The following is a 16,495-nucleotide window of genomic DNA, read 5'->3' as shown; positions in this document are numbered from 1 at the left end:
CGGCGGACCCGTCACGCGCCCCGCCGCGGGTGTCACGGGGGACCGTCACGACGTCACCAGCGGCTCGTACTCCAGGTGCACCAGGCTCTCGGCGGCGTCGAGCCGCTTGGCGCACTCGTCCTCGTCCGCGCCCTCGGCGACCACGAACGCGTACCGCGCGACGAAGTCGCCCGGCGGGACCCGCAGTTCGGCGCCCGGCGGGACGGCCGCGACCATCTGCACGATGCCCTCCAGGGCGCCCGGCTCGTCGAAGGTGATCGACCGGACCCGCAGGTCCTCCTGGGGGCCGAGGAAGCGGATGCCGAGCGTCTTGGCGTGGGTCTGCGCGAACTCGGGGCGCCGGCCGGTGACGACGTCCACCGCGATCAGACCGGGGTCGATGCCCGTGGCGAGCTTGCCGAGGTACGGGATGAGGTCGCCGCCCAGCCGGCCGTTGACCTCGACGATCACCGGGCCGCGCGAGGTCAGCTTGATCTCGGTGTGGGTGGTGCCGTGCGTGATGCCGAGCGCGGCGTGCGCCTGCTGGAGCATGTCGACGATCTCGGGGTCCGTCAGGAGCGGGTCGCCGGCCGAGACGAAGTGCCCGGTCTCGACGAAGTACGGCTCGCCGCCGAGCTGCTTGCGGCCCACGAAGAGCGGCGTGTACGCGCCCTCGAAGACCGCGCCGTCGATGCTGACCTCGGGTCCGTCGAGGTACTGCTCGATGATGTAGTCGTCCGGCACGTGCACGCCCGGGTAGACCGCGGACGTCGTGATCTCGAAGGCCTCCGCCATCTCCTGCGGGCCGGACACCTTCACCACGCCGAGGCTGGACCCGAGCGTGCGCGGCTTGAGGACGACCGGGTACTCCAGCCGCTCCGCCGCGGCGAGCGCCTCCTCGGCCGAGCGCACGGTCGCGAACTGCGGCTGGCGCACCCCGGCCGCGGTGAGCCGGGCCCGGCTGAGCTTCTTGTCGCGGCAGCCCAGGACGGTGTCGACCGACATGCCCGGGACGCCCAGCATCTCGGTGACGTGCGCGGCGGACAGCAGGGTGCCCTCGTCGGGGCAGAACATGCCGATGAGCCGGTGCTGCTCGGCGAGGTCGCGGGCCGCCTGGACGACCGCCTCGGGGTCGTAACAGTTCAGGGCCGTGGCGCCGACGACGTACTCCGACTGCCAGGTCGGCTCGTCCGAGTCGAAGAGCCACAGCTTGAAGCGCTGCGCGGCGGCGGAGAGCAGGTACTCGCGGTAGGGGCGGCTGTCCCGGTCCTTCTGGCTGCCGATGCCGATGACCAGCAGGATTCCGTCTGTGTCAGTCATGTGCGCTCAGGTTTCCTCGTACGGATGGAGGGCGGGGGTCGGGGGTACGGATGGGGGCCCGGGTACGGCCGGGGGCACCGGGCGTACGGGCGCCGGGGGCGCGGGCGCTCAGCGGGCCGCCGGGCGCCGGCTCAGGACGTAGTGCTGGAGCCAGTTCGCGTAGAGCAGCCGGCCGTGCGCGTGCCAGTTGCGCACCGGGCGCCGCGCGGGGTCCTCGTCCGGGTAGTAGCCCGGCGGCACGTGCATGGGCAGGCCCTTGGCGACGTCCCGCTCGTACTGGTCGCGCAGGGTGTCGCGGTCGTACTCGGGGTGCCCCGACACGTAGAACTCGCGGCCGTCGCGGCGCCCGGCGACGTAGAAGCCGGTGTCGGCGGCCTGCGCCAGCACCTCGATCTCGGGCTCGGCGAGCAGGTCCTCCAGCGCGGTGCCCGTGTAGCGGGAGTGCGGGACCCGGAACTCCTCGTCGAAGCCGGCCACCAGCGGCGCGTTCTCGTCGACGGCCTGCGTCGCGAAGTTGCCGAACAGCTTGCCGCCCAGGTGGTGCTTGGCGATGCCGTAGCGGTGGTAGAGCGCGGCCTGCGCGCCCCAGCAGATGTACATCGTGGACGTGACGTTCTCGAACGCCCAGTCCATGATCCCGCGCAGCTCGTCCCAGTAGGTGACCTCCTCGAAGGCGATCTCCTCGACGGGCGCGCCGGTCACGATCATCGCGTCGAAGCGGCGGTCGGCGACGTCGGCGTGCACCTGGTAGTGCTCGTCGAGATAGGCCTGCGGGGTGCTCTTGGAGACGTGGTTCGCGGGGCGCAGCCAGGTGGTGCGCACCGGCAGCGGGGAGACGGAGAGCAGCCGGAGCAGCTGGGTCTCGGTCACCGGCTTGTCCGGCATGATGTTGAAGACGGCGACGTCGAGCACATCGGTGCCGGCCGGGACGTCGTCGACGATCGCGATGTTCTCCTTGGCCAGTTGGGCCTTGGCGGGCATCGGCTTGGGCAGGATCAGGGGCATCCGCTGGCTCCCGGTTCGGGTCGGTCGGATCAAGTCGGGTCGGTCGGATCCGTGGGCCGGTCGGGTCGGCCGGGTCGGTCGGATCGTCGGGTCAGGGGTGGTGCGGGGGCCGGAAGCCGGTTGGCTCCGGGGCTTCCGGCCCCCGCACCGGTCGGGGGCCCGGGCGGATCGCCCGGGCGCGGGAGGACGCCCGATCGGGCCGTACGCGCCCTCAGGCCGTACGTGGCGCCTGTCGGGACATCGGGCAGTCAGGCCGTCAGGCGGTCAGGCGATCCAGGACCCGGTCGAGCACGTCGGCCGCGAAGTCGGCCTCGGCCTCGGTGAGGATGAGCGGCGGCAGCAGGCGGACGACGCAGTCGTCCCGGCCGCCGAGCTCCAGGATCAGTCCCTCCGCGAGGGCCGCCGACTGCACGGCCTTGGCCAGGGCGGAGCCGCGCGCGCCGGTCTCGGGGTCGGTCAGCTCGATGCCGAGCATCAGGCCCTTGCCGCGGACGTCGCTGACCCAGGCGCACCGCTCGCGCAGCGCGTGGAGCCGGCCCATCAGCTGCTCGCCGCGGGCGCGCACGTTCTCCAGGATGCCGTCGCGGCGGATCACCCGGATCGCCTCCGCGCCGGTGGCGAAGGCCATCTGGTTGCCGCGGAAGGTGCCGGAGTGGGCGCCGGGTGCCCAGGTGTCCAGCCGCTCGTGGTACATGATCACGGCGGCGGGCAGGCCCATGCCGCTGAGCGCCTTGGAGGCGACGATCACGTCGGGCTCGATGCCGTACTGCTCGAAGGCGAACCAGGTGCCGGTCCGGCCGCAGCCGGTCTGCACCTCGTCGACGATCAGCGGGATGTCGAGCTCCCGCGTCACGTCCCGCACCCGGCGCACGAAGTCGCGGTCGGCGGGGATCACGCCGCCCTCGCCCTGCACGAGTTCGAGGATGACGGCGGCGGGCTTGGCGATGCCGCCGTTGGGGTCCCGCAGGGACTTCTCCAGGTAGGTGGCGCAGTTGGTGCCGCAGCTGTCCGGGCGCAGCCCGAGCGGGCAGTCGTGGCACGCGGAGTACGGGAAGAAGTGGACGCCCGGCATGCCGTTGGCGATCGGGCTCTTCTGCTCGACGAGGCCGGTCAGGGCCATCGCCGCGTGCGTGCTGCCGTGGAAGCCGCCCTGGAAGGAGACGATGTCGCCGCGACCGGTGTGCGTCTTGCACAGCTTGACGGCGGCGTCGACGGCGTTGGCGCCGGTGGGGCCGCAGAACTGGATGCGGGTGGTGTGCCGCATCGGCTCGGGGAGCATGGAGAGCTGCTCCTCGACGAAGTCGTCCTTGGGCGCGGTCGGCAGGTCGAGGCCGTGCACGAAGGTGCGCAGCTGGCGCTCGGCGGCGGCGACGAGGTCGGGGTGGCCGTGCCCGAGGGACAGCACGCCGGCGCCGGCCAGACAGTCGAGGAAGACGTTGCCGTCGAGGTCCTCGATCAGGCTGCCCTCGGCCCGGGCGACCGCGATGGGCAGCCGGCGCGGATAGCTGCGGGCGTTGGACTCGCGGTCGGCCTGCCGTTTGAGGAGACCGGCGCTGCGGGGGCCGGGGATCTCGGTGGAGACCCGGGGGACGGTCAGCGAAGTCATGGGTGGGGCCTGGGGCCTTTCGGTGGGAGAAGGAGGCGGGATCCGGGTGGCGGCGGCCGGCGGTCGTACGGACGCGGTCGTACGGTGGCGGTCGTACGGACGCGGTCGTACGGGTCAGACGGACGCCGTACGGGTCAGGCGGACGCCGTCGCGGATGCCGTGCTGCTCGCCGCGCCCGCGCGCTTGCGGATGCCGTCGAGGAGGGTCTGGGCGCGCAGGGACAGCAGGCTGAAGGAGCCCGCGTCGCCGATGCCGTGGGAGGACTCGCACAGGCCGTTCAGGAACAGCGGCGGGGTGCCGGCGGCCTCGTCGAGCGCTTCGAGCGCGTAGTCGGCGGACACCTGGAGGGCGCCGGACTCCTCGGTCCGGAAGCGGCCGGCGACGTCCTTGATGACCTGCGGGAAGAGCTCCTGGTGCGGGCCGGGGCCGAGGTCGCGGAAGCCCGTGGCGACGACGACCAGGTCGAAGGAGTCCGTCTCGACCGCGCCGGTGTTGAGCTCGCGCAGTTCGAGGACGACCTTGCCGTCCTGCTCGGCGGCCGTGACCGCCTGGAGGTTGCCGTCCACGGAGACCTTCTGGTCGCCGTCGAGCCGCTGCTCGTAGATGAGCAGGTACAGCTCCTTGAGGACGTCGCCGTCCACCGAGGAGTAGTTGGTGGCGTGCATGTACGCGTCGAGGCGGCGCCGCGCCTCGGGCGAGACCTGGTGGTAGTAGTCCGTGAACGCGGGGAAGTAGCCCTCCTCGCTGAACGGGCTGGTGTCCTTCAGGCGCAGGCTGAAGGAGCGCACCAGGTTGCGCACCCGGGCGCCGGGGAAGCGGTGCGCGAGGTCGAGCGTGAGCTCGGCGGCGCTCTGGCTGCCGCCGATGACGGCCACCGACTCGGGCGCCCGGTCGGCGGTGAACTCCGCGAGCCGGAACAGGTAGTCGGTCAGGTGGAAGACCCGGCGGCTGCCGGCGGAGGCGAAGGGTTCGGGGACGTACGGGGTGCGGCCGGGGCCCACCACCAGGGTGCGGCCCAGGTAGGTCTCGCCGGTGTCGGCGGTGACCTCGTACAGCTGCTCGCCGTCCCGCTCGACGACCCGGACCTCGCCCGCGCGCCGCCCGTAGTCGACGACGTGGTCGAACTGGCGGGCCACCCAGGTGATGTAGCGGGCGTACTCCTTGCGGAGCGGGAACTCGATGGGGAGGTTCAGGTGCTCCAGGAGCCGCCCGTTCTCGTGCAGGTAGTTCAGGAACGAGTAGCGGCTCCGCGGATTGCGCAGCGAGACGAGGTCGCGGGAGGGGTGGTTCTGGATGTCGGAACCGTCCAGGAGCATGCCGGGCTGCCAGGCGGGCTCCGTGCGCGCCTCCAGGAAGCGGGCGCTGAGGCCGGCCTCCTGCTCCTCAAGCGCGATGGCGAGAGCCAGGTTGGCCGGACCGAAACCGATGCCGATGACGTCGTGGATTGTCACGTGATTGCCTTCTGCTCGAAAACGCAAAGAACGGCGGGCGACTGCCTTGCGGATGCCCGGCGAAGCGACGCACATAAGCGACGGAATTCCGCCGACGGCGATTCACTCGGGGCAGCAACTCATGAAAGCCATTCACCAGGCATTCACGAGAGCCATTCATGCGGGGCTTACGCCGCTCTCGCACGACAGGAACACTGACACCGGGTCCACGACCCGTCAAGCGGCAAGTAATTGCCGCACGGCGGCCCCGCGAGGGCCCTCCCGGCCGACCTGACAGACTCGTCCGGCATTTTTCTGCCGGTGCCCCGGGAATGCCCCCGTAATGGCCCGGGAATCACGCCCTCCGCAGAATGCGGCACTTTTTTGCCGCTGTACACCCGACTTCTCGCCGTGTCAGGGTGACCGGGCCGAAACGAAAACCCCGGCCCCCTCGAAGGGGGCCGGGGCGGGCGCGGATGCCAGGGGGGCACGCGTTCGGGGCACGGGTTCAGCCGGGGGGCGCCTGCACCTCGGGAGCGTCCCTGCGCACCAGCAGGACGCAGCGGACGTCCTGGTGGTACGCGGGAGTGAGCACCACGGACTGGAGGACCAGTTCCCCGGCGGCGACATGAGGGAGGGAAAGCCGGAAGTGATGCCCTTGGCGGTAGGCGACGACCTGCGGTCGGCGGTCCCAGACCTTCCGGACCCCGGGATCCCGGAGGAGCTCGTCGAGCAGGGCGCCGAGCTCGGCGCTCTCCGGCCGGCTGGCCAGGGCGAACCTCAGCATCGCGAGGTAGACCTCGGCGTGCACGGGCCAGTCGACGAACTGCTCGCGCGCCTCGTCCGTGGTCAGCGCCCAGCGCATCAGGTTGGCGCCGGGGGCGAGCACCCAGGGGAACCACTCGGCCATGGGGGCGTTGTACCCCCGGATGTTCCACATGTGGTCCGTCAGATAGGCCGGCAGCGGATGCGCCTCGATCAGCTTCGTCAGGGCGTCCAGGTCGGCCGCCGCGGCGGCGGAGTCGGGGGCCGCCAGCGAGGTGCCGCCGAAGGTCTGCCCGTACAGCACCATGCGCTCGTCCTGCCCGAGCACGAGCGCCTCGGCCAGCCGGCCGAGCACCTCGGGGGTCAGTGAGACGGCGGCGCCGTTCTCCAGGCCGCGGTACCAGCGCTCGCTGACGCCCATCCGCTCGGCGACCTCGGTCTGCGGCAGCGGCTTGCCCCGGCCCAGTTTGACGCCGGCCACGACCCGCCACGCCCGGAGCAGTTCGGGGAGTTCTATGAAACCGTCTCTCACGAAAACTGCCCCCGCCCGCTCACACGTATCTCAAGAATCACATGATACAGCATCAGGTCTGCTGAATAGCGGGGGCGCGGACCGGTCCGCATTCGTTAATGAAGCCTTCACACCACTCCCCTTTCGGGACCCCCTCCCACGGGTCTCCCTCCACCCTTCCCCCTGCCCTTCCCCCTGCCCTTCCCCCGCCCTTTTCCCCGCCCTTTCACCCAGGTCCATCGCCCTTCGAAAGCAGCCACCGTCATGAGCCTGCCCGCGGACGTCTCCACCGACAGCATCACGCCCCTGCCGACCGCCTTCCGGGACGGTGACCGGATCACGCTCCCCAGCAGCCACGCCGAGCGCCCCGGAGTGCGCACCTACACCCGGCGCTGGGGCCGCTGGCACGAGAGCCTGGACCGCAGGGGCGGCCGCCCGCTGTCCGACGCCGAGCTGCGCGGGCGGGCCGGCGCCGAGGGCGGGGCGATCGGTTACGAGCCCGCGCCCAGGGCCGCGGCGCGGGTACGGGAGCGCTCCGGCGGCGGCCGCAAGGTGGTCGTCACCGGCCTCGGCGCCATCACCCCGCTGGGCCTGGGCGCGGCCGAGCTGTGGGCCGGGCTGCTCGACGGGCGCTGCGGGGTGCGGCCGCTCGACCGGCCGGACTTCGCCGACCAGCCCGTACGGATCGCGGGCACGGTGCCGGTCGACCCGGCCGGGCTGCTGCCCCCGGCGAAGGCCCGGCGGATGAACCGGGCCGCGCAGTTCGCGGTGATCGCGGCCCGCGAGGCCTGGCGGGACGCCGGCTTCGCGGAGGGCGGCACCGCCGAGAGCGGTCTCGACCCGGACCGGGTCGGCGTCAGCATGGGCACGATCATCGGCGGGGCGCCGGTCCTGGTCGAGGGCGACCGCCGGCTGCGCGACCGCGGGGTGCGGGCGGTCCCGCCGCTCACCGCCCCGATGACGGTGCCCTCGCAGGCCGCCTCCCAGATCTCCCTGGACCTCACCATCACCGGCGAGGCCCGCACCGTGGTCAGCGCCTGCGCGTCCGGCACCGAGGCGATCGGGCAGGCCGTGGACCGGATCCGGTACGGGAAGGTCGACGTGATGCTGGCCGGCGGCACCGAGGCGGTGATCACCCCGGCCGTGATGGCCTCCTTCTGCGCGATGCGCGCCATGTCCACCCGCAACGACGAGCCGGGCGCCGCCTCGCGCCCCTTCGACCGGGACCGCGACGGCTTCGTGCACGGCGAGGGCGCGGGCCTGCTCGTCCTGGAGTCGGAGGAGCACGCCCTGGCCCGCGGCGCCCGCATCTACTGCGAGGCGGCCGGCTGGGGCCTGTCCGCGGACGCCCACCACATCGCGGCCCCCGACCCCTCGGGCCGGGGCGTCGCGCTGGCCCTCCGCCGCGCTCTCGCCGACGCCGACGGGCACGCGGTGGACGTGCTGCACGTCAACGCGCACGCCACGGCCACGGTCGAGGGCGACCTCGCCGAGTCCACGGCGCTGCGCGAGGTGCTGGGCGACCCGGGCGCGTACCCGGCGGTCCCGGTCACCGCGGTCAAGGGGAACATCGGGCACCTCCAGGGTGCCGCCGGCGGCGTCGAGGCCGTGGCCACCGCGCTGACCCTGCACCACGGGCTCATCCCGCCCACCATCGGCTGCGAGGAGCAGGACGCGGCGATCCCGCTGGACGTGGTGCGGCGGGCGCGCCCGCTGCCCGCCGACGGGGACCTGGCCCTGAGCAACTCGTTCGGCTTCGGCGGCCACAACGCGGTCCTGGCCCTGCGCCGCCACCCGGCGGCCTGAGGATCGGAGGACGTGAAGGGGAGCAGGAGGAGCCGGAGGAGCAGGAACAGAAGGAGCAGAGGGGGGAAGGGGGAAGGACGGGGGGAGCGGCATCGGGGGGACAAGCCGCTCCCCCCGGCGAGAACCGGACCCACAAGCCCTGCGCCGCGTTCAGGGGGGAAGCTCGCGGCGCGGGCCCCGCAGTGAGGGCCGGTTCCTCGGCCCCGCGGATTCCTGCCAGATCCGCCGGGCTCGACATCCATCCTGCGCGTCCGTCACCCTTCCGGGGGTCGGCGAAAGACCCCGATCCACGGGCCCTTGGTCCATAAAGGGCACGCAAAAGGCCGCAAACACGGCTCGGCTAGACTCGGCGACCGCTCAGGGGCGGCTCAAGGGGAGGGCAGACGGATGGCGCAGGCGAAGAAGATCGCGCTCTATGCGGTCGTGGTCTTTGTGCTGTACACAATCATCACCTCCCCGGCCCGGGCGGCGGACCTCGTCCAGGTAGGGTTCGAGGGCATATCGAGCGCCGCTCAAGGAGTCGGTCAGTTCATGACCGAGCTCGTGAATTAGGAGACGACAGTGATCCGCCATCTGGTCCTCTTCAAGCTCAACGACGGCGTGCAGCGCGACGAGCCGCGCGTCGTCGCCGGTGTCGAGGCCTTCCGCGCCCTCGGTGCGCAGATCCCGGAACTGACCTTCTGGGAGTGCGACTGGAACATCAGCGACCGGCCGATCGCGTACGACTTCGCCATCAATTCCGCCGTCGCCGACCTCGACGCCCTCCAGCGCTACCTGGACCACCCCGCCCACCAGGCGGGCGTGGCCATGTGGCGCGAGTTCTCCAGCTGGGTCATCGCGGACTACGAGTTCGAGGGCTGATCCCCCCGTTCCGCCCTGCGGGCCCCTCGCCGACACCGGCGGGGGGCCCGCATGCTTACCCCGCCCGACCACCCCCAACACGTCGTTATGCGGTGCTTGCACACAGTGGACATGTCTTGTGATGCTATGACCGCTTTTGACGGATGAGTCGACCGAAGTTGACGTGAAGGGGTGGCGTGAACGTGCCGGCCAGTACAGCGCCTCAAGTCCCGCCCCAGCACGAGGCCGGACCCCCGGAGGGCCCGCGCCCCCACCCGCAGGCCGACCGCTCCCAGGCCGACCGTTCCCAGGTCGCCCACCTGCAGGCCGCCCACCCGCAGGCCGCCGGCCCCCAGACCCCCCGGCCGCAGACCACCCGCCCCCAGAGCACCCGCGGCGCCGACACCCGCGCGCTCACCCAGGTGCTCTTCGGAGAGCTCAAGAACCTGGAGCCCGGCACCCCCGAGCACCACCGGGTGCGCGGGGCCCTCATCGAGGCCAACCTCCCCCTCGTCCGCTACGCCGCCGCCCGCTTCCGCAGCCGCAACGAGCCGATGGAGGACGTCGTCCAGGTCGGCACCATCGGCCTGATCAACGCCATCGACCGCTTCGACCCCGACCGCGGCGTCCAGTTCCCGACCTTCGCCATGCCCACCGTGGTCGGCGAGATCAAGCGCTACTTCCGCGACAACGTGCGCACCGTGCACGTCCCGCGCCGGCTCCACGAGCTCTGGGTGCAGGTCAACGGCGCCACCGAGGACCTCACCACGGCCCACGGACGCTCCCCCACCACCGCCGAGATCGCCGAGCGCCTCAAGATCGGCGAGGACGAGGTGCTCGCCTGCATCGAGGCCGGCCGCTCCTACCACGCCACCTCCCTGGAGGCGGCCCAGGAGGGCGACGGACTGCCCGGACTGCTCGACCGGCTCGGCTACGAGGACCCCGCGCTCGCCGGGGTCGAGCACCGCGACCTCGTACGGCACCTGCTCGTCCAGCTCCCCGAGCGCGAGCAGCGGATCCTGATGCTGCGCTACTACAGCAATCTGACGCAGTCCCAGATCAGCCAGGAACTCGGCGTCTCGCAGATGCACGTGTCAAGGCTCCTCGCCCGGAGCTTCGCCCGGTTGAGATCCGCAAATCGGATCGAGGCGTAACCGGAACGGGTAGACCGTTTCTTGCCGGTTTCCCACCCTCCCAAATGCCGCACACCCCTTGTTTCCTGCGGATATTCACCGACTCCATGTCGACAAGTCACTACAGCGCGTTGCCGACATGTGACATTCTGCAGGAACGGCGTTTGGCGCGGCCCCGCCTCCGGTATTCAGGTGGAGGCTGCGTTCCTCAGATGGTCGTGGCCACCACGACCGTCCGCGACCTCAAAGGGGGTGGCATGTCCGCAGAACAGGGCAGCTCGAAGGTGCTCACGCTCACGCCCATGCCCACGCAGACGACGGCGCCGACCGCCGCCGACCACGCACCGGCGACCGGCGTCACGACGACGCCCGGCGACGGCGCGGACCTTGCCGCGGACCACACCACGAACCACGCCACGGACGACACCACCGCGCCCGCAACTCCCGCCGCGGAGACGGCGGTCGAGGCGTCCGTCGAGTCGACGGTCGCCGCCGTCGCGGCGCCGGAGGCCCTCGACACCCGCACCCTCTCCCGCTCCCTCTTCCTGCGGCTGCGCGCCCTGGACGAGGAGGGCGCCGCCGCGGACAGCCCCGAGCGGACCTACGTCCGCGACACCCTCATCGAGCTGAACCTCCCCCTCGTGCGCTACGCGGCCGCCCGCTTCCGCTCGCGCAACGAGCCGATGGAGGACATCGTCCAGGTCGGCACCATCGGCCTGATCAAGGCCATCGACCGCTTCGACTGCGAACGCGGCGTGGAGTTCCCGACGTTCGCCATGCCGACCGTCGTCGGCGAGATCAAGCGCTTCTTCCGCGACACCTCCTGGTCGGTGCGCGTCCCGCGCCGCCTCCAGGAGCTGCGGCTCGCCCTCACCAAGGCCAGCGACGAGCTCTCGCAGAAGCTCGACCGCTCCCCCACCGTGCCCGAACTCGCCGCCGTGCTCGGGGTGTCGGAGGAGGACGTGGTCGACGGCCTCGCCGTCGGCAACGCGTACACGGCCTCCTCGCTCGACTCCCCGTCCCCGGAGGACGACGGCGGCGAGGGCTCCCTCGCCGACCGCCTCGGCTACGAGGACTCGGCCCTGGAGGGCGTCGAGTACCGCGAGTCGCTCAAGCCGCTGCTCGCCAAACTCCCGCCCCGCGAGCGCCAGATCATCATGCTGCGCTTCTTCGCGAACATGACCCAGTCGCAGATCGGCGAGGAGGTCGGCATCTCCCAGATGCACGTCTCCCGCCTCCTCACCCGCACCCTGGCACAGCTGCGCGAGGGCCTGATCGCCGACTGACCGACCCCCTGATCGCGGACTGAATTCTCCCGTTCTGCTTCCGAGCTGACGGTTCGTCACGCACACTGGCGCCATGTGGCGACGGAAGCGACGGCCGGGACTGATGGTGGTCGCGCTCTGCCTCGGCGGGGCGCTGACCGCGTGCGGCGGCAGCGACGACGGCGAGGGGTACGCGGCGATCGGCGCCGGCTCCTCGCCCAAGGGCGCGGTGCCGCCCTCCGGCGCGGTCACCCTGGTCCCCCTCGACCCGGCCACCACCGCCCCCGGCCTCACGTCGAGCACCTCCCGCCCCTCACCGGCCCCGGAGGGGAGAGGAGGGAGCGCGGGGGGCGAGGACGGCATTGCGGGTACGGGCGTCGGTACGGGCACGGGCGTCGGTACGGGTACAGGCGTCGGTACGGGAACGGAGCCGGGCGGCACGGCCACCGCGCCGCCGCCGGTCACCGGGGCGCCCGCCCCACCCCGTACCCCGGGAAGCCCGGCGACGACCGGACCCACGCCACCGCCCGCGACGCCCCCCGGCCCGGCACCCACGCCCACCGCACCCGCGCCCGCACCGAGCACCACTGCCCCCGCCCCGGCGCCCGCCCTGCTCACGCTCTCCGCGCCCGTGCTCACCGACACCGACCGGCGCTGGTGCGAGAACGTCACCGTGACCTTCCGCAACACCGGGGGTACGGCGGCCCGTTCGGGCACGGTGACCTTCGCGACCCATGTCATCGGCGCGCTCGGCATCGACTGGGCGACCCTCACGACCACCCAGCCCCTGCCCGCGCCGATCCAGGCCGGGACGGCCCGCACCCACACCTACACCGTCTGCGTCGACTCCTGGCGGGTGCCGATCGGCATGCGCGTGGACACCCGGAAGGTCACCGCGAGCTGGCGGTGAGCACGGCGAGGAGCTCCTTCGCGAACTCCTCCGGATGCGTCACCGCCCCCAGGTGCCCGCCGCTGAAGCCGACCGTGGCGGCCCCCGTCAGCTCCGCGATCCGCTGCGCCGGCCCGACCAGCGGCACCTGACCGGTCGACTCCCGGCCGACGCCGAGGACCAGCTTCCCGGCGGCGGCGCGCAGCCCGTCGAGGTCGGGCGCCGAGGACGAGAAGGGGCACAGCACGTGCTCCAGGAAGACCGGCATGTTCGCCGCCATCCGGACCGCCATCGGCCGCACGCTGGGCGGCAGTTCGGCATGCGCCTCCCCCGTGTCCTCCGGCTCCCGCCCGTCCGGCGTCTGCGCGAACCGGGCCATCGCCGCGCCCAGCCCCTTCGTCCGGTGCAGCTCGCGCACCTCGGCGTAGTGCGCGCGGTACGGGGCGGGGTCGGCCAGCAGCTCGACCAGCGGCGGCTCGTGGGCGACGAGCCGCCGCACCCGGTCCGGGCGGGCGGCGAGCAGCGCGAGGGCCACGATGGCGCCGGAGCTGCTGCCGAAGACGTACGCGGGCTCGTCCGGCGACACGGCGTCCAGGACCGCGAGGGCGTCCTCGGCCCACACGGCCGGGGACTGGTCGCCCAGCGGCCGGTCCAGGGGGTCTGCGGGGTCGACGGGCCCCGGGGGATCCAGGGGGTCCAGGGGGCTGCGGGACAGGCCGCGCTGGTCGTAGGAGACGACGGTGTGCCCGGCGTCCGCGAGCAGGTCCGCCATCCCCTCGAACATCCCGGCGTCCCCGGCCCCGCCCGGGACGAGCAGCAGGACGGACCCGCTGCCCCGGGACTCGTGGCGCAGGGTGGCACCCGGGACCTTCACGTGGCCGACCTTCACAGGACCGTGCTTCATTTCCGCTTCCCCCAGTTCTCCAGAAGGTGGTGAAGGGCGTCGAGCGAGCGCGCCCAGGACGCGGCGACCGGGCGGGTGTGCTGGAAGCCGCCGCCGAGTTCGAGGTGGATGTAGCCGTGGAAGGTGGCGCGCAGCAGCCGTGCGGCGTCCGTGAGCTCGGGCTCGGCGAGGCCGTAGCCCCGCAGCATCCCGTAGGTCAGCTCGACGGCCCGCTGGAGGACGGTGGTGTCCTCGACCTCCGCCGGTTCGATCCGCTGCTGCGAGGCGGCGTACCGGCCGGGGTGCGCGAGGGCGTAGTCGCGGTACGCGTCGGCGAAGCCGACGAGCGCGTCCCGGCCGGACCGGCCGGCCACGGCGGCGCCGATGGCCTCGTTCATCTCGTGCGAGGCCAGCAGGGCCAGCCGGACGCGCAGCTCGCGCAGGTTCCTGATGTGCGCGTACAGACTCGCGTCCTTCACCCCGAACCGGCGGGCCAGGGCCGAGAGCGTGACCTTGTCGAGCCCGCTCTCGTCCGCCAGCTCGGCGGCGGCGGCCACGAGCCGCTCCGTGGTGATGCCGGCACGCACCATGGCGCCGCTCCTTCCTAGGACTCCTAGGGAGAAACCTAACACTCCTAGGTTGTGTGGTGCCCACCGGTTTTCGGCCCGGTGCCTACGCGTTTCCGGGCCGGTGCGCCTCGGCCTGGTGGCGCCGCAGCAGCACGTTCGCGTCGGTCTCGGCGCTCCAGTCGAACCGCCCCCGGGCGGCCGCCCGCGCCTCACCGAGTTCCCCGCACGCGGCACAGCCCGGCTCCGGCACGGGCGGGCGGCCGAGCCCGTACGCGGCGCTCGCCCGCCCGTTCACGGCCCGCAGCCCGGCCGTGATCCGCTCGTCCCGCGTCGCCGGCCGCACCCGCCCCGGATCCGCCTGCCACTCCCGCCCGCCCCCGACGGGCCGCAACATGGCGTACGGCCCGGCCGCCCCGCGGTACTCCCCGACCCGCCGCACCTCGGGGTCGTACAGGAAGTCCCCCCGCTCCGGCCCGCCGTACGCCTCGCCGCCGCCCGTGCACCCAGCCATGTCGCCTTTCCTCCCGCGTCCGCTCGCCGGCTCGATCACCCGATCGGGCGATTACTCTGTGTGCTCCCAGCGTTGCTCAATGGAGAGGGCGGCCACAACGCTCGACGCGTGCCAAGGGCTGCTGTCACGAGGGGGTTGCTGTGAGCCAGAAGGGCACGAGGCCACCGGGCACGGAGGCCGCCGCGACGACGGCGGAGATGTTCGGCGAACTGCTGCGGCACTACAGGGAGTCGGCGGGCCTGACCCAACAGGCCCTGGCCCAGCAGGTCCACTGCGACCGCTCGCAGGTGGCGAGGGTGGAGGCGGCGAAGCGGGTCCCGACGGACACCTTCGCGAAGGCGTGCGACGAGGTGCTGGGGACGGGGGGCGTGTTACTCCGCCTGTGGGGCCCGATCGACTGGTACCCGGAGGTGCAGCACCCGGACTGGTTCGAACGGCGCGCGGAGATGGACGCGAAGGCGGTTGCCTTGCACGAGTACCAGATCGGGGTGATGCCCGGCTTGCTCCAGGCGCCGGACTACGCGCATGCCTTGTTCGCTCGCGTCACGAGCGGCGAGGACCTGGATGAACGCGTGCGCGCCAGGTTGAGCCGCCAACAGCGCTTCCTGTCCGAGGACGGCCCGCTGTACACCGTCGTGCTGGACGAGAGCTGCCTGCGGACCGTGATCGGTAGCGCCGACGTCATGCGGATCCAGTGCGCCCACCTGCTGCGCGTCGGCAGACTCCCCAACGTCTTCATCCAGGTGGCACCTGCCGCCGATACCGAACTCCGCCGCCCCAACACGTCGATGTCTCTGATCACGCTGCCCGACGGCCACGAGTGGATCTACTCGGAATCGCTCGACAGCGGCCACTTCACCGATGATCCATCCGCCTTGGCGCGGCACACCCGGACCTATCATGGCCTGAGGGCCGACGTTCTGTCCGCCCGCGAATCCGCCGCGCTGATCAGCGACTTGATGAAAGGCTACGGGCATCATGGAACGTCACGATCTGAGCGCGGCCAACTGGACCAAGAGCAGCTACAGCGGGGACAACGGCGGAAACTGCCTCGAAATCGCCCCCGGATTCCCCGGCCTCGTCCCCGTACGTGACAGCAAGGCGCCCACCGGCCCGGTGCTCGTGCTCTCCGCCCCGGCCTGGGCGACGTTCGTCGACTCCGTCCGCAGCTGAGAGGACACGCGATGCGGCCGTACGACCTCGACACGGCGACCTGGATCAAGAGCAGCTACAGCGGCAACAACGGCGGCGACTGCCTCGAAATCGCCCCCGGATTCCCCGGCCTCGTCCCCGTACGTGACAGCAAGGCCCCGGAGGGGCCTGCTGTCGTCTTCGGGCGGGGTGCCTGGGACGCGTTCGTCCACAGCCTGTGAATCGTCACGCCGCCAGCGCCAGGACGGCGACCGCCGGGGCCATGTAGATCAGCGGGAACGGGACGTGTCCGTACGCGCGGGCGCGGAGGACGGTGATCACGGCGCCGGCGAAGTAGAGGACGAGGCCGATCGCGGCGGCGATCCCGATCGCAGGGATCGCGTAGCCGACGAGGAGCCCCACCGCGCCGGCGAGCTTGGCCGCACCGAGCAGGTTCCAGGTGCGGCGCGGGACGCCGTACTCGGCGAGGGGCTCGACCACGAACTTCGCGCGGAAGAAGATCGCGAGGCCGGAGAACCCGGCCATGAAGGCGGCGACGGCGGTCACGACGGTGGCGGTGGTGGTCATCTCGGGCTCCTCGTTCGTGCGGCGCCGGGGCTTTCCCGCGCTCGCACTGCACTGACACCGCTCGGGCGGTACGTGTGACCGCTCCGGGAAGTTTTTTCTGGAGCCGTTTTCCGGGGCGGGGCCGGGGCCCTCGGGCCGGGGGTTTCCGGTGGGCTTCTGGTGCGGCCGCCCTCTCTCCGAGTGTGGCCCCCTCCGCCACCGCCTCAAGGGCGCTCCCTGCGGTCGCGTCGCTCCGCGATGGCCTGCGGCCACCCTTGACCCGGC

General features: G+C 72.3%; 18 protein-coding genes. 9 read left to right on the top strand and 9 right to left on the bottom strand.

What is annotated here, in order from left to right:
• Window positions 1–45 precede the first annotated feature (45 nt).
• The 5 genes from ACIGW2_RS13225 to ACIGW2_RS13205 all read right to left on the bottom strand — a co-directional run bounded on the left by ACIGW2_RS13225 (window position 46) and on the right by ACIGW2_RS13205 (window position 6,637).
• A complete protein-coding gene (locus ACIGW2_RS13225) occupies window positions 46–1,299 on the bottom strand; it encodes an ATP-grasp domain-containing protein (protein WP_361578968.1) in 1,254 nt (417 codons plus the stop codon).
• Between the two features lie 108 nt (window positions 1,300–1,407).
• The gene (locus ACIGW2_RS13220) at window positions 1,408–2,304 is read right to left on the bottom strand and encodes a homoserine O-succinyltransferase (protein ID WP_356062498.1); all 897 of its coding nucleotides are present in this window, start codon (window positions 2,302–2,304) and stop codon (window positions 1,408–1,410) included.
• Window positions 2,305–2,560: 256 nt separating this feature from the next.
• A complete protein-coding gene (locus tag ACIGW2_RS13215; RefSeq protein WP_361578964.1) occupies window positions 2,561–3,910 on the bottom strand; it encodes a diaminobutyrate--2-oxoglutarate transaminase family protein in 1,350 nt (449 codons plus the stop codon).
• 134 nt (window positions 3,911–4,044) lie between these two features.
• On the bottom strand, window positions 4,045–5,361 hold the full coding sequence (locus ACIGW2_RS13210) for a lysine N(6)-hydroxylase/L-ornithine N(5)-oxygenase family protein (protein WP_399843342.1): 1,317 nt from the start codon (window positions 5,359–5,361) through the stop codon (window positions 4,045–4,047).
• A gap of 487 nt (window positions 5,362–5,848) precedes the next feature.
• Window positions 5,849–6,637, bottom strand: a complete 789-nt coding sequence (locus ACIGW2_RS13205) for a helix-turn-helix domain-containing protein (protein WP_391655878.1) — start codon at window positions 6,635–6,637, stop codon at window positions 5,849–5,851.
• A 243-nt stretch (window positions 6,638–6,880) separates the two neighbouring features.
• Between ACIGW2_RS13205 and ACIGW2_RS13200 the strand changes: the two genes are divergently transcribed.
• The 6 genes from ACIGW2_RS13200 to ACIGW2_RS13175 all read left to right on the top strand — a co-directional run bounded on the left by ACIGW2_RS13200 (window position 6,881) and on the right by ACIGW2_RS13175 (window position 12,570).
• Window positions 6,881–8,422, top strand: coding sequence for a beta-ketoacyl-[acyl-carrier-protein] synthase family protein (locus ACIGW2_RS13200; RefSeq protein ID WP_399843340.1), 1,542 nt, complete (start codon window positions 6,881–6,883; stop codon window positions 8,420–8,422).
• Window positions 8,423–8,809: 387 nt separating this feature from the next.
• Window positions 8,810–8,974: a hypothetical protein gene (locus ACIGW2_RS13195; protein ID WP_164986384.1), complete on the top strand. Its 165-nt coding sequence runs from the start codon at window positions 8,810–8,812 to the stop codon at window positions 8,972–8,974.
• Window positions 8,975–8,983: 9 nt separating this feature from the next.
• Complete coding sequence (locus ACIGW2_RS13190; RefSeq protein WP_391655880.1) at window positions 8,984–9,283, top strand: Dabb family protein; 300 nt, start codon at window positions 8,984–8,986, stop codon at window positions 9,281–9,283.
• A gap of 176 nt (window positions 9,284–9,459) precedes the next feature.
• Complete coding sequence (locus ACIGW2_RS13185) at window positions 9,460–10,416, top strand: SigB/SigF/SigG family RNA polymerase sigma factor (RefSeq protein ID WP_391655881.1); 957 nt, start codon at window positions 9,460–9,462, stop codon at window positions 10,414–10,416.
• Between the two features lie 236 nt (window positions 10,417–10,652).
• Window positions 10,653–11,681 carry an RNA polymerase sigma factor SigF gene (locus tag ACIGW2_RS13180; protein ID WP_399843339.1) on the top strand — a complete coding sequence of 343 codons (1,029 nt, stop codon included), beginning with the start codon at window positions 10,653–10,655 and terminating at the stop codon, window positions 11,679–11,681.
• A 73-nt stretch (window positions 11,682–11,754) separates the two neighbouring features.
• Window positions 11,755–12,570 carry a hypothetical protein gene (locus tag ACIGW2_RS13175; protein ID WP_399843336.1) on the top strand — a complete coding sequence of 272 codons (816 nt, stop codon included), beginning with the start codon at window positions 11,755–11,757 and terminating at the stop codon, window positions 12,568–12,570.
• Here ACIGW2_RS13175 and ACIGW2_RS13170 read toward each other — a convergent pair.
• The 3 genes from ACIGW2_RS13170 to ACIGW2_RS13160 all read right to left on the bottom strand — a co-directional run bounded on the left by ACIGW2_RS13170 (window position 12,551) and on the right by ACIGW2_RS13160 (window position 14,512).
• The gene (locus ACIGW2_RS13170; RefSeq protein WP_399843333.1) at window positions 12,551–13,453 is read right to left on the bottom strand and encodes an alpha/beta fold hydrolase; all 903 of its coding nucleotides are present in this window, start codon (window positions 13,451–13,453) and stop codon (window positions 12,551–12,553) included. The genes ACIGW2_RS13175 and ACIGW2_RS13170 overlap by 20 nt on opposite strands.
• Window positions 13,450–14,022: a TetR/AcrR family transcriptional regulator gene (locus ACIGW2_RS13165; RefSeq protein ID WP_391655885.1), complete on the bottom strand. Its 573-nt coding sequence runs from the start codon at window positions 14,020–14,022 to the stop codon at window positions 13,450–13,452. Before ACIGW2_RS13165 ends, ACIGW2_RS13170 begins: the two co-directional genes overlap by 4 nt.
• 82 nt (window positions 14,023–14,104) lie before the next feature.
• Window positions 14,105–14,512 (bottom strand): hypothetical protein, encoded by a 408-nt coding sequence (locus tag ACIGW2_RS13160; protein ID WP_391655886.1) that lies wholly within the window; start codon window positions 14,510–14,512, stop codon window positions 14,105–14,107.
• Window positions 14,513–14,709: 197 nt separating this feature from the next.
• Between ACIGW2_RS13160 and ACIGW2_RS13155 the strand changes: the two genes are divergently transcribed.
• From ACIGW2_RS13155 to ACIGW2_RS13145, 3 genes are read left to right on the top strand one after another with little or no spacing between them, the layout of a single operon-like run.
• Window positions 14,710–15,606, top strand: a complete 897-nt coding sequence (locus ACIGW2_RS13155) for a Scr1 family TA system antitoxin-like transcriptional regulator (RefSeq protein WP_391655954.1) — start codon at window positions 14,710–14,712, stop codon at window positions 15,604–15,606.
• A complete protein-coding gene (locus tag ACIGW2_RS13150) occupies window positions 15,569–15,685 on the top strand; it encodes a DUF397 domain-containing protein (RefSeq protein ID WP_361579152.1) in 117 nt (38 codons plus the stop codon). Before ACIGW2_RS13155 ends, ACIGW2_RS13150 begins: the two co-directional genes overlap by 38 nt.
• Before the next feature lie 11 nt (window positions 15,686–15,696).
• Entirely contained in the window at window positions 15,697–15,885 is a 189-nt protein-coding gene (locus ACIGW2_RS13145; protein ID WP_391655887.1) for a DUF397 domain-containing protein, read from the top strand.
• A gap of 4 nt (window positions 15,886–15,889) precedes the next feature.
• Here the strand turns inward: ACIGW2_RS13145 and ACIGW2_RS13140 are convergent, their stop codons facing one another.
• Window positions 15,890–16,231, bottom strand: coding sequence for a DoxX family protein (locus ACIGW2_RS13140; protein ID WP_356062463.1), 342 nt, complete (start codon window positions 16,229–16,231; stop codon window positions 15,890–15,892).
• Between the last annotated feature and the right edge of the window lie 264 nt (window positions 16,232–16,495).

The sequence above is a fragment of the Streptomyces sp. NPDC053541 genome (assembly GCF_044544705.1).
Classification (GTDB): Bacteria; Actinomycetota; Actinomycetes; order Streptomycetales; family Streptomycetaceae; genus Streptomyces.
Note: the sequence above shows the minus strand (reverse complement) of the source record. Positions and strands in the feature narration are given on the sequence as shown.

What these genes read in the sequence shown, in the direction of transcription:
- ACIGW2_RS13225 (WP_361578968.1), bottom strand. Translation starts at nt 1,299, where the DNA reads ATGACTGACACAGACGGAATCCTGCTGGTCATCGGCATCGGCAGCCAG.
- ACIGW2_RS13220 (WP_356062498.1), bottom strand. Translation starts at nt 2,304, where the DNA reads ATGCCCCTGATCCTGCCCAAGCCGATGCCCGCCAAGGCCCAACTGGCC.
- ACIGW2_RS13215 (WP_361578964.1), bottom strand. Translation starts at nt 3,910, where the DNA reads ATGACTTCGCTGACCGTCCCCCGGGTCTCCACCGAGATCCCCGGCCCC.
- ACIGW2_RS13200 (WP_399843340.1), top strand. Translation starts at nt 6,881, where the DNA reads ATGAGCCTGCCCGCGGACGTCTCCACCGACAGCATCACGCCCCTGCCG.
- ACIGW2_RS13195 (WP_164986384.1), top strand. Translation starts at nt 8,810, where the DNA reads ATGGCGCAGGCGAAGAAGATCGCGCTCTATGCGGTCGTGGTCTTTGTG.
- ACIGW2_RS13180 (WP_399843339.1), top strand. Translation starts at nt 10,653, where the DNA reads ATGTCCGCAGAACAGGGCAGCTCGAAGGTGCTCACGCTCACGCCCATG.
- ACIGW2_RS13175 (WP_399843336.1), top strand. Translation starts at nt 11,755, where the DNA reads ATGTGGCGACGGAAGCGACGGCCGGGACTGATGGTGGTCGCGCTCTGC.
- ACIGW2_RS13170 (WP_399843333.1), bottom strand. Translation starts at nt 13,453, where the DNA reads ATGAAGCACGGTCCTGTGAAGGTCGGCCACGTGAAGGTCCCGGGTGCC.
- ACIGW2_RS13165 (WP_391655885.1), bottom strand. Translation starts at nt 14,022, where the DNA reads ATGGTGCGTGCCGGCATCACCACGGAGCGGCTCGTGGCCGCCGCCGCC.
- ACIGW2_RS13160 (WP_391655886.1), bottom strand. Translation starts at nt 14,512, where the DNA reads ATGGCTGGGTGCACGGGCGGCGGCGAGGCGTACGGCGGGCCGGAGCGG.
- ACIGW2_RS13155 (WP_391655954.1), top strand. Translation starts at nt 14,710, where the DNA reads ATGTTCGGCGAACTGCTGCGGCACTACAGGGAGTCGGCGGGCCTGACC.
- ACIGW2_RS13145 (WP_391655887.1), top strand. Translation starts at nt 15,697, where the DNA reads ATGCGGCCGTACGACCTCGACACGGCGACCTGGATCAAGAGCAGCTAC.
- ACIGW2_RS13140 (WP_356062463.1), bottom strand. Translation starts at nt 16,231, where the DNA reads ATGACCACCACCGCCACCGTCGTGACCGCCGTCGCCGCCTTCATGGCC.